20 protein-coding genes and 6 pseudogenes are annotated in these 25,148 nt (G+C 73.4%); 9 read left to right on the forward strand and 17 right to left on the reverse strand.

Features of this window, described 5'->3' with window-relative positions; translation table 11 throughout:
• Positions 1–33 precede the first annotated feature (33 nt).
• The 3 genes and pseudogenes from DEJ15_RS01280 to DEJ15_RS17310 all read right to left on the reverse strand — a co-directional run.
• Positions 34–2,589 carry an extracellular solute-binding protein gene (locus tag DEJ15_RS01280; RefSeq protein WP_284175447.1) on the reverse strand — a complete coding sequence of 852 codons (2,556 nt, stop codon included), beginning with the start codon at positions 2,587–2,589 and terminating at the stop codon, positions 34–36.
• Positions 2,590–2,745: 156 nt separating this feature from the next.
• Positions 2,746–3,270, reverse strand: a complete 525-nt coding sequence (locus DEJ15_RS01285) for a DeoR/GlpR family DNA-binding transcription regulator (RefSeq protein WP_349814918.1) — start codon at positions 3,268–3,270, stop codon at positions 2,746–2,748.
• 151 nt (positions 3,271–3,421) lie between these two features.
• Positions 3,422–3,535: pseudogene (locus DEJ15_RS17310) on the reverse strand (DeoR family transcriptional regulator); the annotation flags it as partial.
• 131 nt (positions 3,536–3,666) lie between these two features.
• On the opposite strand from DEJ15_RS17310, the gene DEJ15_RS01290 reads away from it, so the two are divergent.
• From DEJ15_RS01290 to DEJ15_RS01320, 7 genes and pseudogenes are all read left to right on the forward strand, one after another.
• Positions 3,667–4,545: an SIS domain-containing protein gene (locus DEJ15_RS01290; RefSeq protein ID WP_110824338.1), complete on the forward strand. Its 879-nt coding sequence runs from the start codon at positions 3,667–3,669 to the stop codon at positions 4,543–4,545.
• Between the two features lie 231 nt (positions 4,546–4,776).
• Positions 4,777–5,022: pseudogene (locus DEJ15_RS17315) on the forward strand (ROK family protein); the annotation flags it as partial.
• Between the two features lie 7 nt (positions 5,023–5,029).
• The gene (locus DEJ15_RS01300) at positions 5,030–5,524 is read left to right on the forward strand and encodes an ROK family protein (RefSeq protein WP_284175450.1); all 495 of its coding nucleotides are present in this window, start codon (positions 5,030–5,032) and stop codon (positions 5,522–5,524) included.
• Between the two features lie 124 nt (positions 5,525–5,648).
• The gene (locus DEJ15_RS01305; RefSeq protein WP_284175452.1) at positions 5,649–6,191 is read left to right on the forward strand and encodes an amidohydrolase family protein; all 543 of its coding nucleotides are present in this window, start codon (positions 5,649–5,651) and stop codon (positions 6,189–6,191) included.
• A 43-nt stretch (positions 6,192–6,234) separates the two neighbouring features.
• Positions 6,235–6,648, forward strand: coding sequence for a hypothetical protein (locus DEJ15_RS01310; protein WP_284175453.1), 414 nt, complete (start codon positions 6,235–6,237; stop codon positions 6,646–6,648).
• The gene (locus DEJ15_RS01315) at positions 6,645–7,673 is read left to right on the forward strand and encodes a 1-phosphofructokinase family hexose kinase (RefSeq protein ID WP_284175454.1); all 1,029 of its coding nucleotides are present in this window, start codon (positions 6,645–6,647) and stop codon (positions 7,671–7,673) included. The genes DEJ15_RS01310 and DEJ15_RS01315 overlap by 4 nt, the downstream gene beginning before the upstream one ends.
• Positions 7,670–8,506: a class II fructose-bisphosphate aldolase gene (locus tag DEJ15_RS01320; protein ID WP_110824342.1), complete on the forward strand. Its 837-nt coding sequence runs from the start codon at positions 7,670–7,672 to the stop codon at positions 8,504–8,506. Before DEJ15_RS01315 ends, DEJ15_RS01320 begins: the two co-directional genes overlap by 4 nt.
• A 66-nt stretch (positions 8,507–8,572) precedes the next feature.
• Here the strand turns inward: DEJ15_RS01320 and DEJ15_RS01325 are convergent, their stop codons facing one another.
• The 4 genes from DEJ15_RS01325 to DEJ15_RS01340 form a co-directional block, all read right to left on the reverse strand.
• Complete coding sequence (locus DEJ15_RS01325) at positions 8,573–10,750, reverse strand: S8 family serine peptidase (RefSeq protein WP_284175456.1); 2,178 nt, start codon at positions 10,748–10,750, stop codon at positions 8,573–8,575.
• 302 nt (positions 10,751–11,052) lie between these two features.
• Positions 11,053–12,450 (reverse strand): L-serine ammonia-lyase, encoded by a 1,398-nt coding sequence (locus DEJ15_RS01330; protein ID WP_110824344.1) that lies wholly within the window; start codon positions 12,448–12,450, stop codon positions 11,053–11,055.
• 75 nt (positions 12,451–12,525) lie between these two features.
• Positions 12,526–12,720 carry a PspC domain-containing protein gene (locus tag DEJ15_RS01335; RefSeq protein ID WP_110824345.1) on the reverse strand — a complete coding sequence of 65 codons (195 nt, stop codon included), beginning with the start codon at positions 12,718–12,720 and terminating at the stop codon, positions 12,526–12,528.
• Positions 12,721–12,826: 106 nt separating this feature from the next.
• Positions 12,827–13,744, reverse strand: coding sequence for an NADP-dependent oxidoreductase (locus DEJ15_RS01340; protein WP_220032669.1), 918 nt, complete (start codon positions 13,742–13,744; stop codon positions 12,827–12,829).
• Between the two features lie 111 nt (positions 13,745–13,855).
• Here DEJ15_RS01340 and DEJ15_RS01345 point away from each other — a divergent pair.
• Positions 13,856–14,675 (forward strand): annotated as a pseudogene (locus tag DEJ15_RS01345) (shikimate 5-dehydrogenase).
• Between the two features lie 121 nt (positions 14,676–14,796).
• Here the strand turns inward: DEJ15_RS01345 and DEJ15_RS01350 are convergent.
• From DEJ15_RS01350 to DEJ15_RS01390, 9 genes and pseudogenes are all read right to left on the reverse strand, one after another.
• On the reverse strand, positions 14,797–15,246 hold the full coding sequence (locus DEJ15_RS01350) for an SRPBCC family protein (RefSeq protein WP_349814919.1): 450 nt from the start codon (positions 15,244–15,246) through the stop codon (positions 14,797–14,799).
• Positions 15,243–16,689, reverse strand: a pseudogene (locus DEJ15_RS01355) (phytoene desaturase family protein). Before DEJ15_RS01355 ends, DEJ15_RS01350 begins: the two are co-directional and overlap by 4 nt.
• A gap of 47 nt (positions 16,690–16,736) precedes the next feature.
• Positions 16,737–17,408, reverse strand: coding sequence for a hypothetical protein (locus DEJ15_RS01360; protein ID WP_110824350.1), 672 nt, complete (start codon positions 17,406–17,408; stop codon positions 16,737–16,739).
• Between the two features lie 442 nt (positions 17,409–17,850).
• A complete protein-coding gene (locus DEJ15_RS01365; RefSeq protein ID WP_110824352.1) occupies positions 17,851–18,876 on the reverse strand; it encodes a glycine betaine ABC transporter substrate-binding protein in 1,026 nt (341 codons plus the stop codon).
• Positions 18,873–19,638 (reverse strand): annotated as a pseudogene (locus DEJ15_RS01370) (ABC transporter permease). The gene DEJ15_RS01365 and the pseudogene DEJ15_RS01370 overlap by 4 nt, the downstream one beginning before the upstream one ends.
• Before the next feature lie 117 nt (positions 19,639–19,755).
• Positions 19,756–20,962 (reverse strand): annotated as a pseudogene (locus tag DEJ15_RS01375) (ABC transporter ATP-binding protein); the annotation flags it as partial.
• Positions 20,949–21,596: an ABC transporter permease gene (locus DEJ15_RS01380; protein ID WP_110824355.1), complete on the reverse strand. Its 648-nt coding sequence runs from the start codon at positions 21,594–21,596 to the stop codon at positions 20,949–20,951. The gene DEJ15_RS01380 and the pseudogene DEJ15_RS01375, both read right to left, overlap by 14 nt.
• A 206-nt stretch (positions 21,597–21,802) precedes the next feature.
• Positions 21,803–22,444: a DUF6197 family protein gene (locus DEJ15_RS01385; protein ID WP_110824356.1), complete on the reverse strand. Its 642-nt coding sequence runs from the start codon at positions 22,442–22,444 to the stop codon at positions 21,803–21,805.
• 114 nt (positions 22,445–22,558) lie between these two features.
• The gene (locus tag DEJ15_RS01390) at positions 22,559–23,449 is read right to left on the reverse strand and encodes an aminoglycoside phosphotransferase family protein (RefSeq protein WP_110824357.1); all 891 of its coding nucleotides are present in this window, start codon (positions 23,447–23,449) and stop codon (positions 22,559–22,561) included.
• Positions 23,450–23,554: 105 nt separating this feature from the next.
• On the opposite strand from DEJ15_RS01390, the gene DEJ15_RS01395 reads away from it, so the two are divergent.
• A complete protein-coding gene (locus DEJ15_RS01395) occupies positions 23,555–23,932 on the forward strand; it encodes a hypothetical protein (RefSeq protein WP_110824358.1) in 378 nt (125 codons plus the stop codon).
• Here the strand turns inward: DEJ15_RS01395 and DEJ15_RS01400 are convergent.
• Complete coding sequence (locus tag DEJ15_RS01400; protein ID WP_284176263.1) at positions 23,901–25,052, reverse strand: SpoIIE family protein phosphatase; 1,152 nt, start codon at positions 25,050–25,052, stop codon at positions 23,901–23,903. The two genes, DEJ15_RS01395 and DEJ15_RS01400, sit on opposite strands and share 32 nt — an antisense overlap.
• Between the last annotated feature and the right edge of the window lie 96 nt (positions 25,053–25,148).

Raw genomic sequence — 25,148 nt, forward strand, 5'->3', positions numbered from 1 at the left:
GTCGGGCGTGGGGCCCGACCGACCGGCTCGTCGTCACTCCTCGGCGAGTGCCGCGTCCATCTGCTGGGCGAGTTCCTTCGTCACCTGGTCGACGGGCTCGGAACCGTCGAACGCACTCGGCAGCAGGTTCGTCTCGAGGGTGTTCCACGCGGCGGTGTTCTTCGACACCGGCAGCGGCTTGGCGTAGTCGACCGCGTCGAGGAAGACCTGCAGGTCGGCATCGGGCATGGTCTTCGTGAAGGCGTCCTGCGTGCCGGTGTAGGCGGGGATGACGGCGCCCATGTCGCCCTGCTGCTGCTGGGCGGGCTTGCTGGCCAGGTAGGCCTGGAGTGCCTGCGCGGCGGCCTTCTCCTTCGAGCCCTCCGCGACGACGTTCGAGACGCCGTGGATGACGGTCGCCTGCTCCTTGCCCTTGGGCAGCGGGTAGGCGACGACGTCCTTCTCGAGGTCGGATCCGATGAGCGCGGAGCGGAACCAGCTGCCGCCCTGGTACATCGCGACCTTGCCGGAGGTGAACCACTGGTCGGCCGTGGTGTCGGTCAGCTGCTTGATCGAGGGCGAGGCCCCGGACGCGATCAGGTCGGTCCAGAAACCGATGCCCTCCTGCGTGGCCTTCGAGTCGTACCCCGACTCGTCGCCGTCGATGACCGAGCCACCGGCCTGGAAGATCGTGTCGTAGTAGGTGGTCTGGCCGTCCATGCCCGCGGCGGCGCCGTACGCCCCGTCCGACTTCAGCTTCTCGGAGAGCTCGGCACCGGTCTCCTGGAAGTCGTCCCAGGTCCAGTCCTTCGACGGCATGGCCACGCCGGCCTTCTCGAACAGGGCCTTGTTCATCCAGACGCCGATGGTGTCGAAGTCCTTCGGGACGCCGTACTGGGTGCCGTCGTACGTGTAGAGCTTGTTGAGCGCTGGCGAGTAGTTCTCCGGGTCGATCGCGCCGGACTCGACCTCGCCGGTGATCGGGGCGAGCTTGCCGTTCGCTGCGTACAGCTGGAAGTTCGGGCCGTTCATCCAGAAGAGGTCGGGGAGCGTGTTGCTCGAGCCCTGCGTCTGCAGCTTCGTGAAGTAGCTGGCGTACGGCGTGACGTCGACGTTCACCGTGATGTCGGGGTACTCCTCGTTGAACCCCTTGATGTTCGCCTTGATGGCCTTCACCTGGTTCTGGTCCCAGACGGCGTACGTCAGGTTCGCCTTCGTGTCCTTCGCGACCTCACCGGAGCCGGAGTCCGAGGACCCGGCGGAGGACTGGCTGCTGCATCCGGCGAGGAGCGCGACGGCGCTGACGGCGGCAGCGAGACCGAGCAGTGCGCGGCGGCGGCCGCGGCCCGGACGGGCGGTTGGAGCGGTCATCGGGTGGTCCTTTCGGGGACGTCGTCGCGGTCGGGAGCGGTCGCGAAGTGTCGGAGGGTTGCGTCGGGGGAGGGGCGGCACGTCGATGGGGACGGAGCCGTTGCGGAGCGAGCGGGTGGCGAGTGCCCCGGCGGCGACGGCGGCGCGCGCCGCGATCGGGGACAGGGTGGTCGGCTCGCCGAACGCCAGGGAACGGAGGAACTCGGTGACGGTGAGCAGGTCGGCGTCGGCGTGGCCGTCCTCGACGCCGTCGATCGGGTACTCGACGTCCCCGGCCACGTCCCAGTTCCGGCGGTGGTTCCACACCTTGACCACGCCGCCGCCGGTGTCGCCGATGTTCTCGAGGCGCCCGTGTGTGCCGATGACCGTGTAGTTCCGCCAGTAGTCGGGCGTGAAGTGGCACTGCTCGTAGCTGGCCTGGACGCCGTTGTCGAGCGTCATCATGACCATCGACACGTCCTCGACGTCGACGACGGGGTTCAGGCCGGTCTGCTCGGCGGGCGGCCAGTTGTCGAACGAGAACCAGTCGGTCATGAGTTCGCCGCTGCGGTCCCGGCGGTCGGTGACGTCCCCGTAGACGGAGAGTGACCCCATGCCGACGACCCGGCTGGTGTAGGCGCCGGCGAGCGCGTGCACGACGTCGAGGTCGTGGCTGGCCTTCTGCAGCAGGAGCGAGTTCACCCGGCTGCGGTCGGCGTGCCAGTCCTTGAAGTAGTAGTCGCCGCCGTTGCCGACGAAGTGGCGGACCCAGACGGCCTTGACCTCGCCGATCTCACCGCGTGCGATCACGTCGAGCATCAGGCGCACCACGGCCGCGTGCCGGAAGTTGTGGCCGACGTAGAGCGGGGTGCCGGTCTCGGCGGCGGTGTCGAGGACGGCGTCGGCGTCCTCGACCGTGATGGCGAGGGGCTTCTCGAGGTAGACGGCGATGCCGGCCCGGAGCAGGTCGATCGCGATCTCGGTGTGGGTCCAGTCCGGGGTGGTGACGATGGCGGCGTCGACGGCGTTCGGGGCACCGTCGGTCCCGATCAGTGCGCGGTGTCCGTCGACGACGGTGGCGTCCGGCCATGCCTCGGCAGCGCGCTGCCGGCCGGCTTCGGTGACGTCGGCGGCGGCCACGATCCGGGCGTCGACCCCGTCGGCGTCGAGCCCAGCGGCGGCCACGTGGTCCGCGATGTACGACCGCTGGCCGATGCCGACCACGCCGACTCGGAGTGTGCGGGTGCTCGTGGTGCTCATCTCGCTCCCTTGCGTGATTGTGACGGCCATGATGCCAACTCGATCATGAATGCACAATATGTGCTCACGGATCGCTCACGGAAGCGCGATGCGGGGGGTTTTACACGCCGGTAACGTTCCCGCCCTCCGTCCGGAGGTGCGGGACGGGTCAGCGGGTCAGTCCGCGACGACGAGCTCCGTGCCGGCGGCGGCCAGGTCCGTGGCGAACGACGCCGGGACGCCACGGTCCGTGACCAGGACGTCGATGCGGTCGAGCGGGCAGATGCGGGCGAAGGTGGACCGCTCGATCTTCGTTGAGTCGGCGACCACGATCACCCGACGACCCACCGAGGCGAAGTGCCGGCTGACCTCGGCCTCCCCCTCGTGCATGGTCGTGGCGCCGTACTGCCCCGTCAGCCCGTCCACGCCGAGCACGACCACGTCCAGCGCGAACTCGTCGAGCGTGTCCCGGACCAGCGGCCCGATCAGCTCGTAGGACTGCCGACGAGCGACCCCACCGGTCACGACGATCTTGACGTTGGCGCGGACCGACAGCTCGTACCCGATGTTCAGGGCGTTGGTGACGATCGTGATGCCGTACTCGCCGTCGGCGCGGATGAAGCGCTCGCTCTTGCCCAGTTCCCGCGCCACCTCGGTCGTCGTGGTCCCGCCGTTCAGCCCGACCGTGTCGCCGGGGGCCACGAGGGCCGCGGTCGCCCGGGCGATCGCCGTCTTCGCCTCGGCCTGGCGGGCGATCTTGTACTGCAGCGGGAGCTCGTACCCGGCGCCGAGGGCAGCGGCGCCCCCCGTGGGTCCGGGTGACGAGGCGCTGGTCGGCGAGCGTGGCGAGGTCGCGGCGGGCGGTGGCGGCGGAGATCCCGAGCTCGTCCCCGATCTCGGTGATCGAGACGTTGCCACGGTCACTCACCAGCTCGAGGAGGGCGTTGAGCCTCTGCTGCGGGGTCATGGCGTCATCCTACGGGCGCGTCTCCACCCGTCGCGTGATCGGGAATGACGTTTTGCACTTGCATCGAGCACGATCGATCGTCATGCTGGCCGGTATCCGATCACACGGATCGGTCCGACCGGAAGGACACCATGTCCGACACCTTCGTGGGCGCCGAGCTGGCATCGCAGCCGGACTCCTGGCGCTCCGCCGCGGCCCTGCTGCCCTCGTTCATCGACGTCCTGCCCCAGCCGGGTGAGCGCGTCGCCGTCATCGGCTGCGGCACGAGCTGGTTCATCGCGATGAGCTACGCCGTCGCCCGCGAATCAGCGGGCCTCGGCCAGACCGACGCGTTCGCCGGCTCCGAGTACCCCGTCGACCGGCAGTACGACCGCGTCGTCACCATCTCGCGCTCGGGTACGACCACCGAGATCATCGACCTGCTGCGTGCCCTGCCGGAGCAGCGCACCGTGCTGATCACGGCCGTACCGGACAGCCCCGCTGCGGCGGACGCGGACGCCGTCGTCGCGCTGCCGTTCGCCGACGAGCGCTCCGTGGTGCAGACCCGCTTCGCGACCACGGCGCTCGCGCTGCTCCGCGCCTCCCTCGGCGACGACGTCGAGCGCCTCGCCGACCAGGCCGAGACCGCGCTCACCCTGCCGATCGACGACCTGCTCGACGCCGAGCAGGTGACGTTCGTCGGCCGTGGTGCCGCGGTGGGTCTGACGGCCGAGGCCGCCCTGAAGACGCGTGAGGCCGCACAGTTCTGGGCCGAGTCGTACCCGGCGATGGACTACCGCCACGGCCCGATCGCGATCGCGCAGCCCGGTCGCCTCGTCTGGTCCCTCGGCGCCGTGCCGGACGGTCTCGCCGACGAGGTCGCCGCCACCGGTGCCCGCCTCGTGCACCACGACCTCGACCCGCTCGCCGGACTCGTCGTCGTCCACCGGTTCGCCGTCGCCCTCGCGGAGCGCCGCGGGCTCGACCCGGACCACCCGCGATCGCTGACCCGTTCGGTCATCCTCACCTGATGACCGCGCGCGGGGCGGTGCTCGGAGTCGACGTCGGCGGCACGGGCATCAAGGCCCGACTGACCGCGGACGACGGACTGGTGCTCGACGAGCAGCGTGTCCCGACTCCCCCGCGACGACCCCGCTGCCGATGCCCTCGCCGTCGTCGTGGCCGAGCTCGCCGTGCGCGCCGGCTCGGTCGCCCGACAGCACGGCACGGGCCTCGGCGCCGTCGGCCTGGTCGTCCCCGGAGTGGTCGACGAGGCCGCCGGCCGCTCGGTGCTGTCGGTGAACCTCGGCTGGCAGGACGTGCCCGTGCGCCAGCGGGTGGCCGCGGCGCTCCGCGCGTCGGGCACCGACGTCCCGCTCGCGTTCGGCCACGACGTCCGCGCCGGGGCACTCGCGGAGGTGCGGGCCGGCGGACTCGACCGCGGCACGGTCGCGTTCGTCCCGGTCGGCACCGGGCTCGCGAGCGCCCTGGTCGTCGACGGCCGGGTCGTCAGCGGTGACGGCTGGGCCGGCGAGATCGGCCAGGTCCGCATCCCCCCACGGGCCGCTCGCCGGCCTCCGGGTCGAGGAGGTCGCCTCGGCCGGTGCCGTCGCCCGCCGGTGCGGCGTACCGACCGCGCACGCGGCGATGCTCCGCGTCCGCGACGGCGAGCTCCGTGCCCGGCAGGTGTGGGACGACTGCGTCGACGTGCTCACGGACGCGCTGGCCTGGCTGACGGCCGTCGCGGGCTGTCACACGCTGGTCATCGGCGGTGGACTCGCGCAGTCCGGCCCGCTCCTGCTCGACCCGCTCACCGCGGCGCTGACGGACCGGTTGGTGGGCGTCAGGGTCCCGGCCGTCGTCGGTGCACGGCACGGCGACGCAGCTGGCGCGATCGGTGCGGGCCTCCTCGCCGAGGAGCTGCTGGAACGAGACCTGCCGACCCGCCACCGGCGGGACGACGACCGCTCGCAGCAGCACGACGACGGGCCCACGGCGGTGTCGGCGTGACGACGCTCGTCCGCGCGCCACGGGTGGTCACCGCCGAGGCCGACCTGGTCGACGGCTGGATCGCGGTGACGGGGGGGGTCGTGTCACCGCGGTCGGGAGCGGCCCGGCGCCGACGTCCGACCGCGTGCTCGAGGCACCCGGCACCGTCGTCCCGGGGTTCGTCGACCTCCATGCGCACGGCGCCCTCGGTCACGACTTCGCCTCGTGCTCGGCCGACGAGGCCCGCGCCGCCGCCGCGCACCACGCCGGACTCGGGACCGCGCACCTCGTCGCCTCGATCGCGACCGGGACCGTCCCGGACACGGTCGCCGCGCTCCGCCGCCTCCGACCGCTCGTCGCCGACGGGACCCTCGCCGGGCTGCACCTGGAGGGGCCGTGGCTGTCGCCCGCTCGACGCGGCGCGCACGCGGTGTCCCTGCTGCACGCGCCGACCGCCGGCGAGGTCGACCTCCTGGTCGACGCCGGCGGCGCGGCCCTCCGGGTCGTCACGCTCGCACCCGAACTCCCCGGCGCGATCGACGCGATCCGCCGACTGGTCGACGCCGGGGTCGTCGCCGCGATCGGGCACACCGACGCCGACACGGAGCAGGTGCAGCGAGCGGCCGACGCCGGCGCGACCCTGGTCACCCACCTCTTCAACGGCATGCCCCCCGCTGCACCACCGTGAACCCGGTCCGGTCGGGGTCGCCCTGGCGGACGAGCGGCTGACCGTGGAGTGCATCGTCGACGGCCACCACCTGGACCCGGTCGCCGTCGACCTGGTCCGCCGCGCCGCCGGTGACCGCATGGTCTTCGTCTCGGACGCGATGGCCGCCACCGGCTGCGCGGACGGGGCGTACCGGATCGCCGGGTCCGCCGTGGTCGTCGAGGGCGGTGTCGCGATGCTCGCCGACCGGTCCTCGCTGGCCGGCAGCACCATCACCGTCGGCGACGCCGTCGCCCGGGTCCTCGCCGCTCGTCCCGACAGCGACCGTCCCGGCCATGTCCGGGAGGCCGTGGTCGCCTCGTCCGTCCGGGCGTCCGCCGTGCTCGGCCTGCGTCCACCACTCACCGTCGGTGCTGCGACCGACCTGGTCGTCATCGACCCCGCCGGCCGTCCCGTCGTCCTGGAGGTCCCCGCGTGATCGTCGTCCTCACCCCGAACCCGGCGGTCGACGTGACCTACCGCGTCGCCGAACAGTCCGTGGGCGTCACCCAGCGCGTGCTCGACGTCGCCCGCCGACCGGGCGGGAAGGGCGTCAACGTGGCGCGGGTGCTCGACGCCGCCGGCGTGGCGACGACATCGGTCCTGCCGCTCGGCGGGACCACCGGCGCCTGGACCGCCGCGGCCCTGCAGCGCGACGGACTCGCGGTCACCGCGGTGCCGGTCGCCGGGGACACGCGCACCACGGTCACGGTCGTCGACGACCTCGTGCACCCGACGATGTACGGCGAACCCGGACCCGCGGTGACCGCGGACGAATGGGCCGCGGTGGGCGTCGCACTCCGCCACAGCTGGGCCACGGCGTCCGCGTTCGTCGTGTCCGGGTCCCTCCCGCGCGGCACCGACCCCGACGTGGTGCGCGCCTGGGTGCGCGACGCGGTCGACGCCGGGGTGCTCGTCGTGGCCGACCTGTCGGGTCCGGCGCTGCTCGAGGCCGCGTCCGCCGGGGCGTCGATCTGCAAGCCGAACCGCGACGAGCTCCTCGACGCCACCGGCGCCCGGGACGAACGGACCGGCGCCCTCGACCTGCTCGCACGCGGAGCCGGGATGGTCGTCGTCTCCGCGGGTGCCGCGGGCATCAGTGCGCACACGCTTGCCGGAGTCGTCACCGTTCCGGCCGTCCCTGACGTCCACGGCAACCCGACCGGCGCGGGCGACGCCGCGACGGCGGGGCTCGTCCTCGCCCTCACCGCCGCCGGCAGCCGCACCACGTCGGGCGCCCAGCGGTCGGACCTCCTCGGGCACGACCCCCCTCGGGCACGACCTCCCCCGGGCACGACCTCCTCGGGCACGACCCCCCTCGGGCACGACGTCGTCCGCCACGCCCTGCGTTCCGCCGCGGCGTACGGCGCCGCCGCGGTCCTGCGTCCCGTCGCGGGCGAGGTCGACCTCGACGCCGTCGACCGATTCCTGACCCAGCTCGACCGAACCGGGAGCACCACATGACCACCGCCCTCGCCCTCACCGGCCTCCTCGACACCGCCCGCACCGCCCGCCGGGGCGTCGGCGCCTTCAACGTCGTCCTCCTCGAGCACGCCGAGGCCATCGTGGCCGGTGCCGAGCAGGCCGGACTGCCGGTCGTCCTGCAGATCAGCGAGAACTGCATCCGCTACCACGGTGGGGTGACGCCGATCGTCACCGCGACCCAGGCGATCGCACGATCCGCCGACGTGGCGGTCCTGGTGCACCTCGACCACGTCGAGGACCGCGCACTCGTCCACGCCGGCATCGACCTCGGCGTCGACTCCGTCATGTACGACGGCTCGCGCCTCGACTACGACGCCAACCTCGCGGCGACCCGGGAGCTCGCCGACGCGTGCCACACCGCCGGGATCGCGATCGAGGCCGAACTCGGCGAGGTCGGTGGCAAGGACGGTGTCCACGCACCCGGCGTCCGCACCGACCCGGACGACGCCGCCGCGTTCGTCGCGGCGACCGGTGTCGACGCCCTGGCGGTGGCCGTCGGCACCTCCCACGCGATGCAGACCCGTGAAGCGTCCGTCGACCGGGACCTGGTCGGCCGGCTGCGGGCCTCCGTCCCGGTGCCGCTCGTCCTGCACGGCTCGTCGGGCCTGTCCGATGACGAGCTCCGCGGTGCCGTCCACGCGGGCATGACGAAGATCAACATCTCCACGCACCTGAACGGCCTGTTCACCCGGGCGCTGCGGGACGTCCTCGACGACCGGCCGGACCTCGTCGACCCGCGCCGCTACGTGGCCGCGGGTCGGGACGCCGTCGCCGCCGAGACCGCCCGGCTGCTCACGCTCCTGGCCGGCTGAGCCGGACGAGCACCACCGGCGGACCCGCCGTCGGTCACGCGGAGCACGTCGAGCGGTCCGGTCCGCTCAACCCCGGGTGCGGCTCGCCCAGACCACCGTCGTGCCCTTCCGGAGCACCAGGTTGCCGTCCGACTGCATCCGCAGGACCATGCCGGCTCCCCCCGCGCTCGGCCGTGCCGGTGGACCACCGCGTCTGGCCGAGCGGAGCCGCGAGCACCAGGTCGCCGCTCGGCAGCAGCAGGAGGGACGCCCCCCGCGCCACCGCCGGACCTCCGGGACAGCACCCGGCTGCCGGAGCCGATCACCAGGTCCCCGTCGAAGCGCATGGTGAGCCGTCGGCCGCCGGAGGCGTCCCGCAGCGACTGACCCGGGACGAGCGTGGCCCCGGGGACGAGCCGGTCGGCACCGGGGGGCCCGGTTGTGCCACAGCACGGCACCGTCCCGTGCGGTCACGCGGACGTCGCCGGCGTCGGTCACCGTCAGACGTGCGCCGCCGGAGGCGGTCCGTGCGGACGTGGACCAGAGGACCGCACCGGACGGCGCCACGACGGCGAGCCGCCCGGTGGTGCCGAGCCGCAGACCGGCACCCGCGGCACGCCCGCTGCTCTGCCAGAGCCGGCGGCCGTTGCCCCACTCGACCAGCGAGCCGTCCGCCTGCACGTCGAGCCAGTACTGGCCGTTCGGCGAGTGGATCGACGTCCCGGACGGCACGGTCCGGGTCCCCGAGGTCACGGCCGTCGCGCCCGCTCCCGCCGCGGCCGCGGTGGTGGTCGGCCGCGTGCAGTCCGCCGCGGTCGGGAGGAGCCGTCCGAGGGCGGACCACTTCGGCGAGCCGAGCCCGGTCGCCGCGTCCCAGCCCCGGGTAGCGGGCGCGGTGCCGTTGCTGCCGGTGACGACGTCCCGGAACGCGGTCGGGTTCGCGTACAGCGCCTGGTGCACGTCGCCCACGCCGACGGCACACCCACGTGCGGTCAGCGCGACGGCGAGCTGTCCGGCCAGCACCGGGGACGCCAGGCTCGTGCCGCCGCCGAGCACGAAGCCGTGCGCCGTCGACATGTACACCGCCGGACCCTTCGCCGGGTCGGCGAGCGCGGCGACGTCGGGCAGCATGCGCTTCGTGCCAGTGATGCCGGTGCCGGTCTGCCACGCGGGCCGGGCGTAGGCCGACGAGGTGCCACCGCCGCCCGCGCCGAGGGAGTTCGACCACCCGGACTCGGTCCACCCGGCCTTCGTCTTGCTGAGCGACGTGCCGCCCACGGCCACGACCGCCGGCGAGGACGCCGGGTACGAGACGTCGCGGATGGTCGTCCTCGGGCCGGTCGGGCAGCGGGCGCCGTCGTCACCGGTGGCGGCGAAGACCGTGGCGCCGGCTGCGACGATCCGCGACAGCGCCGCGTCGAGCGCCGCCCGTGCCCCGGCCGGGGTCTGCGTCTCACAGCTGCCCCACGAGATGCTGACCGCGGTGATGCCGGCGGTGCGGACGTCGTCGGCGATGCGGCTGTAGGCGTCGTAGCTGCCCTGGAACGAGTTCGGCGTGACGTACACCCGCTGACGGGCACCCGGCGCGACGGCGAGCAGCGCCTGCTGGTCGAGCGCGACCTCGGTCTCGCCCTGGTACCCGTCGCCCCGGTGCGGGTCGGCGCCGTCGACCGCGATCTGGTCGAGTGCGGGGAGCTTCCGTCCGGTCGCCGCGGCGTAGGCGCTCAGGTCGTTGCGGTCCCAGCCGGAGAACTGCACGGTCGCGACCGTCGCGCCGGCGCCCGCGGTGGCCGACCCCGAGGACCGGTACGCGCTCGCCAAGGTGGCAGGGCCGTACCCGGCGGGGACGGCCGCGTGCGCCAGCGCCGGGCGCACGTCGAGCCCGAGCACGGCGACGACGCTCCCGCCGAAGGACTGTGGCAGGGTCGGTTCGGCGGTCGGGTGCATGCCGTCGCCGGTGCCGACCAGGTCGACGCCGAACAGGGCCTCCGCCTGGGCTGCGGTGCCGTGCGCCTCGACCTCCCACGTGTCCGGGTCGGTCACCGTGAAACCGGCGTCAGTCAGCACGGTCCGAGCGCGCGACCGGGCGTCCTCGACCGGTGCGACCGCCGCCACGGCGTCCGCGCGCTGGTCGGCGGTGTCCCCGGTGGTCGCCCCGGGGAGCGCGGTGAGGGCGGCCGGGTCGACCGGCCGGAGCACGAGCGTCAGGTCGACCGCGGTGTCGCCGGGTGTCGCGCCGACGGTGGCGTCGGCCGGGGCGGGCACGCCACCGGTCGCGGGAGCGGGCACAGCGGTGCCGGCAGCAGGAGCGGTGGTCGCGGTGGCGGCCGCAGGAGCGGTGGCGGCGGGCAGCGCCTGCGCGGGGGAGCCCCGTGCCGGTGACGGCGAGCGCCACCACGACGGCGGTGGCGAGGAGGGTCGGCGTGCGGGGTGACATGAGCGATCGCTCCCGGAGGTCGGCGACGACGGCCGTCCCTGACCGTCGGTCCGAGCGGTGACGGACGCTGCACGCTAACGCGGGGCGGCACGACCGCCGCAGCCCCAGTTCCGGGGGCTGCGGCCGCGGTTCAGCAGAGCGGGACGTTCACCGCGAGACCACCCATCGCGGTCTCCTTGTACTTCGTCGACATGTCGGCACCGGTCTGCCGCATCGTCTCGACGACCTGGTCGAGCGAGACGTGGTGCACCCCGTCGCCGCGCAGCGCCATCCGGGCGGCGTTCACGGCCTTGTTCGCGGCGATGGCGTTGCGCTCGATGCAGGGGATCTGCACGAGGCCGCCGATCGGGTCGCACGTCAGCCCGAGGTTGTGCTCCATGGCGATCTCGGCCGCGTTCTCCACCTGCTCGGGGGTCCCGCCCAGGACCTCGGCGAGCCCGGCCGCCGCCATCGACGCCGCGGAACCGACCTCGCCCTGGCAGCCGACCTCGGCGCCGGAGATGGAGGCGCGCTCCTTGTAGATCGAGCCGATCGCACCGGCGGTGAGCAGGAACCGCACGACGGCGTCGTCGCGTTCCGCCCGGGACCCGCGTGCGACCGGTCCGACGTAGGTCAGGGCGTAGGCGAGCACCGCGGGGATGATCCCGGCGGCACCGTTCGTCGGCGCGGTGACGACGCGGCCGCCCGAGGCGTTCTCCTCGTTGACCGCCATCGCCGTGAGGTTCACCCACTCCATCGCGAAGAGCGGGTCGTGGTCCGGGTCGTCACGCGTGAGCTGCTCGTACCAGTCGGCCGCACGACGGCGGACCTCGAGCCCGCCGGGCAGCGTGCCGGTGCGTCGGACGCTGCGCTCGACGCAGTCCTCCATCACGGCGTGGATGCGCAGGAGCCCGGCACGGACATCGTCCTCGCTGCGGTGCGCCGTCTCGTTGGCGAGCGCCACACCGCTGACCGGGAGGCCCGTGGTCGCGCAGGCGGACAGCAGCTCGGCTCCGCTGGAGAACGGGTACGGCACCGCGTCCGTCTCGACCGGGATCGCGGTGCCGGCGACGTCCTCGCCCGGCTCCTCGTCCCCGTCGCGGGCGATGAACCCACCGCCGATCGAGTAGTACGTCTCGACGGCGGTCTCGGTCCCGGTCGCGTCGAACGTCCGGAGGCGCATCGCGTTCGGATGCCGCGGCAGCATCGTCAGCGGGTGCAGCACGACGTCGGCGAGCCGGAACGGCACGACGGTCCCGCTCGCCAGGGTCAGGCGTCCGGTGGACTCGAGGGCGGCGAGCGCGGCCGTCATCACGTCGGGGTCGACGTCCTCCGGGCGGTGCCCCATGAGCCCGACCGCGACGGCGCCGAGCGTGCCGTGTCCGTGACCGGTCGAGGCGAGCGAGCCGTAGAGGTCGACGCGGATGGACTCGACGGGTCCGTCCGCCGTCCGCGCGGCGAAGTCTGCGGCGGCGCGCATCGGTCCCACGGTGTGGGAGCTCGACGGGCCGACACCGATGCTGAACAGCTCGAAGACGGAGACCGGCACGACGACGAGCCTACGCCGTCCGGACGGGACGGCAGGGCTCCGGAGCCGGGCCCCGTGCGGGCGACCCCGGGGAGGTCAGCGGCGCTTCCCCTCGGTCGGCATCACGATCCAGAGCACCACGTAGGCGATCCAGAGCGGCCCGGGGAACAGGCTCAGCAGGACCCAGAGCACGCGGACGGCGGTGCGGGACCAGCCGAAGCGGTCGGCGATGCCGGCGCAGACCCCGGCGAGCAGGCGACCGGAGCGGGGACGGTGGAGTGTGTTCGTCATGTCCCCGACGCTACGGTGTCCCGCTGCACGGCGGCACCCGGGCGGCACCCCGCCCCGGGGTGGGGGGCAACCCCACCCGCGCTGTACGGGCCTCCCGGCCGTCGCCCTAGGGGAGCAGGACGATCTTGCCGCGGGTGTGCCGCTCCTCGAGCTGGGCGTAGGCGTCCTGCACCGCGTCGAGCGGGAAGGTCGCGGCGATCGGGACCTCGATCGACCCGTCGGCGACCATGTTCGCGAGTGCTGACAGGATCTCCGGGTCCGCCGTGTCGGCGCTGCCCGAGGCCTTCGCGCCGACCTCGGCCGCGGCGTCGAACGCGATGACGGTCTCGATGCGGTCAGCGGGGATCCCGAGCGTGATGCCGAGGTGCACGTACTCCGGGCCGAACGTGTCGATGAGCGCGTCGATGCCGTTGGTGGCGAGTCCGCGGATCCGGTCCTCGAGGCCGTCGCCGTACGCGACCGGGCGGGCCTTCTTCTCGCGCAGCCACTCGTGGTTCGCCTCGGAGGCGATCGCGATGACGTCGACGCCCTCGTTGGTGAGCAGCTGCGTGACGAACCCGCCCACGCCCCCGGCGGCACCGGACACGACGACGGTCTCGCCGGGCCGCGGGTCGACGGCGCGGACGGCCGCCGCGGCGGTGGTGGCGATCACGTCGAGGCCACCGGCGGCCTCCCACGAGAGCAGGCGGGGCTTCGGGACGAGCTGTCCGGCGGGGACGGAGACGTACTCCGCCTGGCTCGATCGCTCCCACGACCACCCGAGGACCTCGTCGCCCTCCTCGAACCCGTCGACGTCGAGGCCGATCGCGGCGACGGTGCCGGCGAGGTCGGTGCCCTGCCCGGACGGCAGCCGTTCGGGGTCGTGGTCGTCGACGAGGCCCTGGCGGATCGCGGTCTCGCCGGGGTTGACGCCGGCGGCGCGGACCTTCACGAGGACCCGCCCGGGGGCGACCTCGGGGACGGGGACCTCGGCCACGTGCAGGACCGAACGGTCGCCCCACTCGTCGAAGCGGACGGCGCGCATGGTGTCAGGGAGAGCAGTCATCCCGCGTCACGGTACGCCAGCACGCTGTCCCGCGCCCGGAGCGACACCACGTGGACCGCTCCATCGGCGGTGTCGTGGGACACTGACGCCATGCCCATCCTCCACAAGGACATGCAGCTGTGCATCTCGCTCGCCGCCCGTCCGAGCAACATCGGCACCCGCTTCCACAACTTCCTCTACGACGAGCTCGGCCTCGACTTCGTCTACAAGGCGTTCACCACGACGGACCTGCCCGGCGCCGTCGCGGGGATCCGGGCGCTCGGCATCCGCGGCTGCTCGGTGTCGATGCCGTTCAAGGAGGACGTGATCCCCCCTCGTCGACGAACTCGAGGAGTCTGCCCGCGCGATCCGCTCCGTCAACACGATCGTCAACGACGGGGGCGTCCTCACCGCGTCGAACACCGACTACGAGGCCGTCGCGTCGTTGCTCGACTCGCACGGTGTCGACCGCTCCGCACGGGTCCTGCTGCGCGGCTCGGGCGGGATGGCGAAGGCCGTCACCGCAGCGTTCCGTGGTGCCGGGTTCGAGCGCCTGACCGTCGTCGCCCGCAACGAGGCGACCGGCAGTGCCCTCGCCGACCAGTACGGCTACGCCTGGGTCGCGGACGAGGACGGTGCCGGCGATGCCGACCTGCTCGTCAACGTCACGCCGCTCGGCATGCGCGGCGACGACGAGGCGACGCTGTCGTTCACGCCGGAACGCATCACCGCCGCGCACACGGTCTTCGACGTCGTCGCGTTCCCCGCCGAGACCCCGCTCGTCCGGGCCGGTCGGGAGGCCGGTGCACACGTCATCACGGGCGCCGAGGTCATCGCGCTGCAGGCCGCCCGGCAGTTCGAGCGGTACACGGGCGTGGCGCTGACGGCCGACCAGGTCGCCCGCGCGAGCGCGTTCTCGCGGGAGGAGTAGCGCGAGGCGCCCCCGTCGCCGCGAGACGCCGTCGCCTCGCCGAGACGCCGCCGGATCCGGCGGCGTCTCGCGCAGGCCGCGGCGTCGCACGCGGACGGGGGCGTCCCGGTGCTCGCCAGCGTCAGTGGCTGCGCGCGCGCCCCGCGGCGACCCAGCCGAGTCGGCGGGCGGTCTCGTGGTTCCGGAACCAGATGCCGGGCTGCGCGATGAAGCCCGGCACGAGCGACCCGGGGCCCTTCACCGGGTTCTCGCGGATCGTCACGCGGCAGCCGCGCGGGTGCGGCTCGACGTCGACCTCGACACGCGCTTCACCGACCGGCCAGCCCCGCGCCTGGATCACCATGTGGCGTGGCTCGTCGTACTCGAGGACGGTCGTCGTGTCGTTGATGACGAACGGCCAGACGCCGAACGAGTGGTGGATCTCCGTGCCGACCGCGGGCCACCCCGGGTCCTCGCCGCGCATCCGGGACGCGCCGACCACCCACGTCGGGTAGAGCCAGCCGTCGCGGAGGACGTCGAAGACCTCTTCGGGGGGTGCAGTGGATGATCCGGACGTTCTTCGCCATGTCAGCTCCTCGGTGCCAGGTCGACGTCCACCGGCAGCCCGTAGGTGTGCCGGAGGGCGCTCTTCGCCGCGTGCCAGCCTGCCATGCCGTGCACCCCGGGCCCGGGAGCCGCGGACTGCGAGGCCAGGTACATGCCGCCGCCCATCCGCCACGGGTCGCTCGAGAGCACGGGACGCTTGACCAGCTGCCAGAAGCTCGCGGCACCGGAGGCGATGTCGCCGCCGGCGTAGTTCGGGTTGTACTGCGCCATGTCCGCCGCGGTCCGGCTGTTCGTCGCCACGATGGTGTCCCGGAAGCCCGGGGCGAAGCGCTCGATCTGGCGGATGACGGATTCCTGGTGGTCGACGGTCGAGCCGGCCGGGACGTGCGCGTACGCCCAGAAGACGTGACCGCCCTCCGGTGCCCGGCCCGGGTCGACGACGGTCGGTTCGGAGCCGAGGACGTACGGGCGATCGGGGTCCTGCCCGCGGGCGACCTGCGCCTCGGCCTCGGCGATCTCGGCACGCGTGCCGCCGATGTGCACGGTGCCGGCGCGTCGGAGCTCCCGGTTCGTCCACGGCACCGGCTCGGACAGTGCGAAGTCGACCTTGGCCGCTGCGTTGCCGAACCGGAACCGACGCAGGGCCCCGCGCTTCGGTGTCGGCAACTGGTCCCCGGCGATGGCGAGCATGGTGGGGACGCTCGTGTCGAAGAACACCGCCTTGGCCGGGGTCAGGTCCCCGAGCGCGTGCACTTCGCGGCCGGTCTCGATCGTGCCGCCGTGCGCGACGAGGTCCGCGGCGAGCGCGTCGACGATCGCCTGGCTCCCGCCGATGGGCACCGGCCACCCGCGGGCGTGGGCGTAGACGCCGAGCGAGAGTGCCGCGGCGGCCGTGGCGAGCGACGGCATGTGCTGGATGGAGTGCGCCGCGACGCCGCTGATCATCGCCGGGGCGACCTCGTCGCGGAAGCGAGCATTCCACGCGCGGGTCCCCTGCTCGAGCGCACGGAGTCCGAAGCGGGCCACGGTCACCGGGTGTCGTGGCACGTGCAGCAGGGCGTCGGTGGCGAAGTCGGACACCTGGTCGGCGTTCCGCACGAGCGGGGCCATGAGCTGCCGGTAGGCGCGGCCGTCGAGGCCCAGGGCGTCGGCGGTCCGGTCGAGGTCCTGGTACGCGATGCCGGCCCGGCCGCCGTCGAGGGGGGTGGCCGAACTGCACCTCGGGCAGGCGGAGCTCGATCCGCTGCTCCATGCCGAAGGCCCGGAAGAACTCGGACTGCAGCGCCATGGGGTGCACGGCCGAGCAGACGTCGTGCAGGTAGCCCGGGAGGGTCAGTTCCTTCGTCCGGGCACCACCGCCGATGGTGTCGTTCCGCTCGACCACCTCGACGCTGAGCCCGGCGCGGGCGAGGGTCACCGCCGCGGCCAGCCCGTTCGGTCCGGCTCCGACGACCACCGCATCAACCATGCGGGTGAGCCTACGGAGCGGCGGCTGGACGTGGTACCGGCACCCGGTCAGCTCGTGGTGGTGTCCGCCTCGGCCGGGTCCGTGCCGTCGTCCGACCCGTCCACGTCCGTCGGGTCGTCGTCGCCCACCGGTCGGCCCGTGCCCACCGGGTGCTCGGCGACCAGGGCCGCGAAGTCCTCGTCGAGGAGCTGTTGCACGCGCTCCTCCCGCCCGATCTCGTAGTCGTCGGCCGGCCGCTGCGCCCACCCGAGTCGTCCGACGACCGTGGTGCCGATGTCGTCCCAGGCCCGGGCCCGGGCGGCGAGCACGATGCCGTCGACGAAGTACTGGTCGTCACGCCGGGCGTCGAGCCGCTCGGCGAGTTCCTCGTAGGTGGCCTCGCGCGTCCGGAGCTTCAGGTCGTCGCCGCGGCGGTAGTCGTGCTGGTGCTGCGAGCGGCCGCCCTGCTTGCTCGACCGGACCCGGATCGCCCGCATCCGCTCGGCGTCGGCACGCTGCTCCTCGGCCATCCGGTGCAGTTCCTGGCGGGCGGCGTCGGCGATGAGGGCGTGGTCGAAGTACCCCTGGTCGCGTAGGGCGTTCGTGATGATGCGGTTCGCCACGGCCACGGTGACGGCGGCCTTCGCGATGAGGAAGCCCTCGTCCACGGCGCGCTTCAGTTCGACCTGGCTGACGGGTCGGTCGCGCACGTCGGGCTTGCGTCGTCCGAACAGTGCCATGCGACGACGATACCGGCGACGGACGACGGTCCGCCCGGAGACGGACACGGATCACCGCCTGGAAGGACGCCACCGGTCCGCCCCGCTCGTACCGTCGAGGTCATGGTCATCACGCACGACTCCCAGCGCACCGGGCTGGGCACCGCGAGCCTGGTGCTCGGAATCTGCTCACTGCTCGCGGGCTGGACGTTCGTCGCCCCCGTCGTCGGGCTCTGCCTCGGCATCGCGTCCCGCGGTCGGGAACCCGCCGCGCGCGGCCGCGCCGGGTGGGGGGATCCTGCTGAACCTCGTCGCGCTGGCCTTCTGGATCCTGTTGTTCGTCTTCGGGCTCGGGCTGGGTGTCCTCGCCACCTGGCAGTCGGTCGTCCAGGGGTCGTGACGGACGGGAGGCGCGGTGCCTGCTGGCACCGCGCCTCCCGTCCGTCATCGCGACCTCGCGACCTCAGGGCTCCGTGATGAAGCCCTTCTTCACCATCCACTCGAACGCGACGTCGGCGGGCTCACGTCCCTCGACGTCCACCTGGCGGTTGAGTTCCTGGAGCACCGCGTCGGTGAGCTCCGGCGAGATCTGGTCGAAGACGCCCTCGAGCTGCGGGTACTCCTCCAGCGTCGAGGTCGACAGCACCGGGGCGACGTTGTACGCCGGGAAGAACCCGCGGTCGTCCTCGAGGACGCTCAGCCCGAGGGACTTGATGCGGCCGTCGGTGGTGAAGACCTCGCCGAAGTTACACGTGCCGCGGTCGGTCGCCGTGTAGACGGTTCCGGTGTCGAGGATGTCGACCGCGTCCTTCGCCACCGCGCTGTCGCCGGAGCCACCGAGATCGAGGCCGTACTTCTCGAGCATCGGCTTGAAGCCGTCCGCGCGGGAGTTGAACTCGGACTCGACGCAGAACGTGCGCTCGTCGGCGGGCAGCTCCGCGATCTGCGACAGCTTCGTGATGCCGCCGAGGTCGTCGACCGCTTCCTCCCGCACCGCGAACGCGTAGGTGTTGTTCATCGGCGCCGGGGCGAGCCAGGTGAGGCCGTTGCCGGCGTCCTCGTCCTTGACCGCCTGCCACTGCTCGGTCTTGTCCGGGATGCCCTCCTTGTGGGCCATGAAGGTCAGCCACGCCGTGCCGGTGTACTCGTACGTCATGTCGGCGTCGTGCGAGGTCATGAGCTGCCGGACGGCGACCGACCCGGGCACGTTCGTCTCGTCGGTGACGTCGAAGCCGGCCGCCGAGGCGGCGAGGACCGCGATCTTCCCGAGGACGAGCTGCTCGGTGAAGTTCTTCGACGTGACCGTGAGCGGGGCGTCCTCGGGCAGGCTGTCGATCCGCTCGATCGTGCCCGGCGCCGCCGCCGGGACGAAGGACGCGGCGGGCTGCAGTCCGCAGCCGGCCAGGAGGCTCGTGGTGACGCCCGCCAGGGCGGCGGCGGTCAGCAGGCGGCGGGGTCGCGGGCTGCGGGTGCGTGCCGTGCGGGTCATCGGAGTCCCTTCGGTCGGGCGAACGTCTCGACGATGCGGCCGAGCCAGTCGATGGACAGGGCGAGCAGGGCGATGAGGAGCGCGCCGGAGACGAGCACCTTCGGCAGGAACAGGTTCACGCCCGTGGTGATGAGCAGCCCGAGGCCACCGGCACCGATGAACGTCGCGAGGGCGGCCGAGCCGACCAGGAGCACGAGCGCGGTGCGGATGCCGGCGAGCATGACGGGCACGGCGAGCGGCAGTTCGACCTTGAGCAGGACGGACGCCGCGCTCATGCCCATGCCCCGGCCGGCCTCGACGAGTCGGGCGTCGACGCTCTCGATGCCGATGATCGTGTTCCGCAGCACGGGCAGGATCGCGTAGAGGACGAGCGCGACGACGGCGGCCCAGAACGTGAACCCGAGCCAGAAGGCCAGGAGCACGACGAGCCCGACGGCGGGGGGCCGCCTGACCGAAGTTCGCGACCGCCAGGATCGCCCCGCTCGCCTTGCGCAGCGGTCCGCGGGTCAGCGCGACGCCGAGCGGGATGGCGACGACGAGCACGATGACGGTCGACACGACGGTCAGCAGGACGTGCTGCCAGGCCAGGTCGAGCAGCCCGGAGGGGTTGAGGGTGCTGCGCTCGGTCGCGGTCAGGTCCGCGTTGGCGAGCCAGACCGCGAACGCGGCGAGGACGACGAGGATCACGACCGGCTGGATGACCAGCCCGCGCCAGCTCGTCCGCTCCCCGGTCGCCGGGGACGCGGTGACGACGTCGCTCACCGGTCGTCCCGGCCGTCGGACGGGACGGTGTCCGCGTCGAACGAGTCGTCGGCGGACCCGGCGGGCTCGTCCCCGAGGTCGGCGGCCGCGCTGCTCGGCATCGCCTGGAGGGGGGTTCGTGTTCGTCCCGACCGGGGTGTACGCCTGGTCCTCGGCGGCCGCGGCGCGGGTACGGGTGATCGCGTCCATGACCGTCTCGACCGTGATGACGCCCTGGAAGGCGTCCCGGCGACCGGTCACGAGCGCGGCCCCGGCGCTCGAGACGAGCATGGTGTCGAGCGCGTCGTTCAGGGTGGACGCCTCGGAGACGACGGGCAGGTCCGCCTCGATGCCCTCCGGGATCCGGTCGAGGCGCTCGAGCTGGCGGCGCGACGGCCACCCGATCGGCCGCTGCCGCCGGTCGACGACCACGGCGTGCCCGTGGCCGCCTGCCTCGCGCATGCGCTGCAGGACGGCCTCGGCCTGCTCGCCCGGCGAGCACGTCACGGCGTCGGCCAGCCCGACCTCGCGGACACGGGTGAGCGTGAGCTGCTTCAGACCGGCACCCGACCCGATGAAGTTCTCCACGAACTCGTTCGCGGGCTCGGCGAGGATGCGCTCCGGGGGAGTCGTACTGCACGATGTGCGCGCCCTCGGAGAACACGACGATCCAGTCGCCGAGCTTCACGGCCTCGTCGAAGTCGTGCGTGACGATGACGATCGTCTTGTGCAGCTCGGCCTGGATGCGGATGAGCTCGTCCTGCAGGCGCTGCCGGGTGATCGGGTCGACGGCGCCGAAGGGCTCGTCCATGAGCAGGACGGGCGGGTCCGCGGCGAGCGCGCGGGCGACGCCGACGCGCTGCTGCTGACCGCCGGAGAGCTCCCGCGGGTAGCGGTCGCGGTATGTGTCCGGGTCGAGCGAGACGAGGTCGAGGAGCTCGTCGACGCGAGCGGCGATCTTCTCCTTCGACCAGCCGAGCATCTTCGGCACGACGGCGATGTTCGCCGCGACCGTCATGTGCGGGAACAGCCCGCCGGCCTGGATGACGTAGCCCATCCGGCGGCGCAACTCGTCGCCGTCGATCTTCGTCACGTCGTCGTCGCCGACGACGATGCGGCCCTCGGTCGGCTCGATGAGGCGGTTGATCATCTTCAGCGTGGTGGTCTTGCCGCAGCCGGAGGGGCCGACGAGCATGACGATCTTGCCGGCCGGGATCTCGAGCGTGATGCCGTCGACCGCGGGCTTCGCCTGGCCCGGGTACCGCTTCGTGACCTGGTCGAGCAGGATGCTCCGGCCGGTGACGTCGGTGTCGGGCGCGGTGGTCGGGGAGTCAGTGCTGGACACGGATACCTCTCGAGGTGGTCAGGCGGCCGAGGCCGAGGAGCAGGAGGTCGAGGACCAGGGCGAGCAGCACGACGCCCACGGTCCCGACGATCACGGAGTTGAGGGAGTTCGCGCCGCCGAGACGGGAGAGCCCGGAGAAGATGAAGCTGCCGAGTCCCGGACCGAGCGCGTACGCGGCCACGGCGGCGACGCCCATCACCATCTGCGCGGAGACCCGCACGCCGGTGAGGATGATCGGCCACGCCATCGGCAGTTCGACCTGCACGAGGGTGCGGAAGCGGCTCATCCCGATGCCGCGGGCCGATTCGACGACGGCCGGCGGGATCTCGTTGAGCCCGACGACCGCGTTCCGGAGGATCGGCAGCGCGGCGAAGAACGTCACGGTGACGACGGACGGCACGACGCCGAACCCGAGCGGCACGAGCAGCAGGCCGATGACGGCGAAGGAGGGCAGCGTCAGCCCGATCGTGGACACCTCGTTCGCGGCGGACCGCAGACCGGGGATCCGGTAGACGAGCGCCGCGAGGACCACGGCGATGACGGTCGCGAGCACGACGCACTGGACCACCAGCGAGAAGTGCTGCCAGGACGAGAACCAGATCTGGTCCCATCGCTCGGCGATGTACTGGAACACCGGTTCTCCGCTCCCTCCGGTCGGCTGTCCGTCCCACGGAACGGGGTACGGACGGCCCCAAGCTACGCAGGTCGCGGACGTCGGACCGGCGGGCTGGCGACCGTTCCTGGGTGGACACCCATGGAACGCGCGAGGAGAACCCCTGATGAGGGCACAGCTGTACCGGGGACCCTGGGAGAACGGTAACGATCGGGCGGGACGGTCGGCTACAGGCCGGATCCGCGCCTGCCGGCCTCTGCCCGGAGCGCGACCGACCGCAGGGCCACCCGTGCCTGTTCGTGCACGGCGACGCGCTCGGCCGTGAGGAGCAGGCCGGCGACCTGTTCCGCGGTCCGGTCACCACCGTCGTTCCACCGGGTGAGGTCTCGCACGCGGGCCATCCGGACGTCCGGAGCGGGACACCACGTCACCGGGGACCCCTCGGGCACGGCGAGCGCGTGCCACACCAGGTCGAGCGAACGCTGCACCGACTGGGCGTGCACGGCGTGCGGGCCGCCGGCCGCGTCGACGACCGCACCGACCAGACAGGCCCCGACGAGCGGTCGGCCGACGACCTCGATGGCGGCGGCGCTCGAGGCGGTCCGGGTGCGTCCGCGGTCGTCGAGGTAGGCGAACCACGCGTGCTGGACCCAGCCGCGCTCCACGACGGCCCGAGCGTCCGACAGCACGCGCTGCAGGTCCACCAGTTCGGCCTGCTCCGCCTCGAGGCGCCGCAGTCGTGCGGCGGTCCGTCGGGCGGCGAGGTGGTCGAGGACCCGCCGCACCCGGCCACGCCGGTCGGGGACGGCTCGGGAGGAGGGAGCGGCGTCGGTGGCGACGTCGTGCTGGACGCGGAACTCGAGGGTCATGAGGCCCCTCCCGATCTTCACGTGCACGGATGGTGTGGGGGGCACGCTAACCCCGTGCCCGCGGCGGCGGTAGCCCCCGCCCGACGGTCGTGCGCGAACCGGAGGGCCGGTCGGTCAGTCGTCGAGCACGGCGTCGATCGCCCGCCGTGCGACCGCGCGGGACGACGCCTCGTCGCTCACGGCGAGCGCCGAGGCGATCGAGACGGCCCAACCACGCGCCCGGCCCCACGTGTGCGGGTCCAGGCTGGCGTCCTGCGCGGTGACCCGACGTCGGAAGTCGGCTCGGGCCTCCCGGCCGAAGGTGAGCCAGGCGGTGGCGAGGTCGACCGCCGGGTCCCCCGCGGTCACGTCGCCGAAGTCGACGACGGCGGACAGCCGGTCCCCGGTCGGGCCGGGCGCGACGAGCACGTTGAACGGGTGCAGGTCGCCGTGCACCCAGACGGGAGGCCCGGCGTGCTCGGGCAGGTCCGCCGCCGTCCGCCAGAGCGCGGCCAGTTCCACGGCTCGCGGTACGGGGTGCGACGACAGCCGCTCGGTGACCGCCTCGGTCCTGGTGTGCAGCGGGACGGCGCGCACCGGGTTGGTCGGTGCGTCGGCCGGCGCGGGGACGTGCAGTGCGGCGACGAACGCGGCGAGCGTCCCGGCGACGGACGGGCTGCCGGTCCGGGCGCCGACGGGCACGCCGGGGAACCACGGCACGACGCTCCACGACCACGGGAAGCCGGAGCCGGGTCGACCGGTGCGGACGGGGACCGGGACGGGGACGACCCCGCCGACGAGACGGGCGAGCCCGGGGAGCCACCGCTGCTCGTGCTCGACCAGCGTGGCCGCGGCGGCCCGCCGGGGCAGCCGGACGGCGAGGTCGGGGCCGAGCCGGAGGAGGACGTTGTCCCAGCCGTTCGCGACGACGGTGAGTGGGCGGTCGGCGAGGTCCGGGTGCTGGTCGGCCAGCAGCGCCCGGACGAGCGGGACGTCGACGTCGACCTCGGCTTCGGGCGTGGGCACGTCGCGATGCTAGCCCGGCGGTCGTCCGGGTTCGTGTCGTACCGTGCCGCCATGCATGCTTGGCGGGAGCCCGCGCGGTGGGCCAGGACCGGACGGTGGCTGCTGGTGCCGATCGCCGTGCTCGACTGGTTCGCCCTCGTGCCGCAGGTGGTGTTCGTGGTGGCGTTCTCGATCGCCGTCGTGGGGCTGGTCGGCATGGGTGCGGCGCTCGTCGTCCGCGCGCTCGGACGGCGGCGCGGCACGATGGCGGCGCTCGGGGTCCTCATGCTCCTCGGTGGCCTGGCGATGTTCGGGCTCGACCCGTTCCCGGGATCCGTGCCGTTCCTCGACCCGTGGTGGCCGGAGGTCCTGACGCAGCCGCAGCACGTCGGGAGCGCCTACTGGCAGCTCGCGGCCCTCGGCGTCGTCCTGACCGGCTTCGGGCTGCTCGCGACCCTGCTCGTGGCCGCGTTCACCGACGGGCCGCGCCGCACCGTCCGCTGAGGCGTCCGGGCGCGCTGGCCGGCCCGGGTGCACGGTCCGGGCGCACGGGATCGCGTGCCGTCAGGCGGTCGGCTGCTCCGCGGTCCCCCCGGCGCGTGACGACGACGAGCGTCACGTCCGTCGGCGGGTCCTCGTCCCCGAGCAGTCCGCGGACCCGGTCGACCAGGGCCGCCGTGTCCGCCGCACCGGCGACCGCCGCAGCGACCTCGTCGAGGGTCGCGAACCCGGGCAGCGTCGTCAGGCCGTCCGAGGACACGACGAGCCGGTCACCGACGGCGAGGTCCAGCGCCACCACCGGGTGCTCCTCCGCCGCACCGCCGACCCCGATCGGGAGCGCGGACGGGAGCGCCCGGTGCGTTCCGTCCGACCGGACGAGCAGCGCGGTCCCGAGCCCGGCGTCCACCAGGTCGACGTGGCCCGACGTCGGGTCGAGCCGGGCGTGCACGAGCCGGGCGACCGCGTCCGCGACCCGCAGGTCGGGGGCGACCTGCGCCTCCAGGCCGGGCAGTGCGGACGCGAGCGGTTCGTCCACCCGCGCGACGAGTGCCCCGCGGACGGTCGCCGCGAGCAGCGCGGAGGCCGCACCGCCGGTCGCGACGGTGCCGACCGTGACCGCGAGGGTCCCGTCCGCCGCGACCCGCCAGTCGGCGACGTCACCGCCGCCGTCCGGACGTCGTGCCGTCACCGTCGCGAGCTCGAGTCCGGGGACCGCCACCGGGTCGGGCACCAGGCCGGTCCGGACCCGTCCGAGACGGTCGCGCTCGAGCGCGTGGCCGAGCTCGCGCTCCGCCCAGTGCGCCAGGTCGCGCAGCAGCGCGAGGTCCTCGTCGGAGAACGCGCGCGGCTGCGCGTCCATGATGCAGAGCGTCCCGACGCGGGTCCCGTCGTCCATCGACAGCGGCGCACCCGCGTAGAACCGGATGCCGTGCTCGGCCACGGCAGCGGTGTGGGCGAACCGCTCGTCGAGGGTCGTGTCCGGGATCACCATCGGCGCCGGGGTGAGCACGGTGGTGGCGCAGAACTGCTCACTCGCGGGCACGCTCGACCCCTGGTTCCACCCGAAGGTCGACTGCGTCGTGACGAGGTCGTGGTGGACGAGGTTGAGGAACGTCAACGGCACGCCGAACGCCTCGTGCGTCATCCGGGTGATCCGGTCGAAGCGCTCTTCGGGCCCGGCACCGAGGACGCCGAGCGCCTCGACCAGTGCCGTGCGGTG

Origin of the sequence: Curtobacterium sp. MCJR17_043, from assembly GCF_003224315.2 — a bacterium.
In the GTDB taxonomy this organism is placed as follows: domain Bacteria; phylum Actinomycetota; class Actinomycetes; order Actinomycetales; family Microbacteriaceae; genus Curtobacterium.

Coding starts and splice junctions, on each gene's coding strand:
- DEJ15_RS01280 (WP_284175447.1), bottom strand. CDS start 2,589: ATGAGCACCACGAGCACCCGCACACTCCGAGTCGGCGTGGTCGGCATC.
- DEJ15_RS01290 (WP_110824338.1), top strand. CDS start 3,667: ATGTCCGACACCTTCGTGGGCGCCGAGCTGGCATCGCAGCCGGACTCC.
- DEJ15_RS01320 (WP_110824342.1), top strand. CDS start 7,670: ATGACCACCGCCCTCGCCCTCACCGGCCTCCTCGACACCGCCCGCACC.
- DEJ15_RS01335 (WP_110824345.1), bottom strand. CDS start 12,720: ATGACGAACACACTCCACCGTCCCCGCTCCGGTCGCCTGCTCGCCGGG.
- DEJ15_RS01340 (WP_220032669.1), bottom strand. CDS start 13,744: ATGCGCGCCGTCCGCTTCGACGAGTGGGGCGACCGTTCGGTCCTGCAC.
- DEJ15_RS01360 (WP_110824350.1), bottom strand. CDS start 17,408: ATGGCACTGTTCGGACGACGCAAGCCCGACGTGCGCGACCGACCCGTC.
- DEJ15_RS01365 (WP_110824352.1), bottom strand. CDS start 18,876: ATGACCCGCACGGCACGCACCCGCAGCCCGCGACCCCGCCGCCTGCTG.
- DEJ15_RS01385 (WP_110824356.1), bottom strand. CDS start 22,444: ATGACCCTCGAGTTCCGCGTCCAGCACGACGTCGCCACCGACGCCGCT.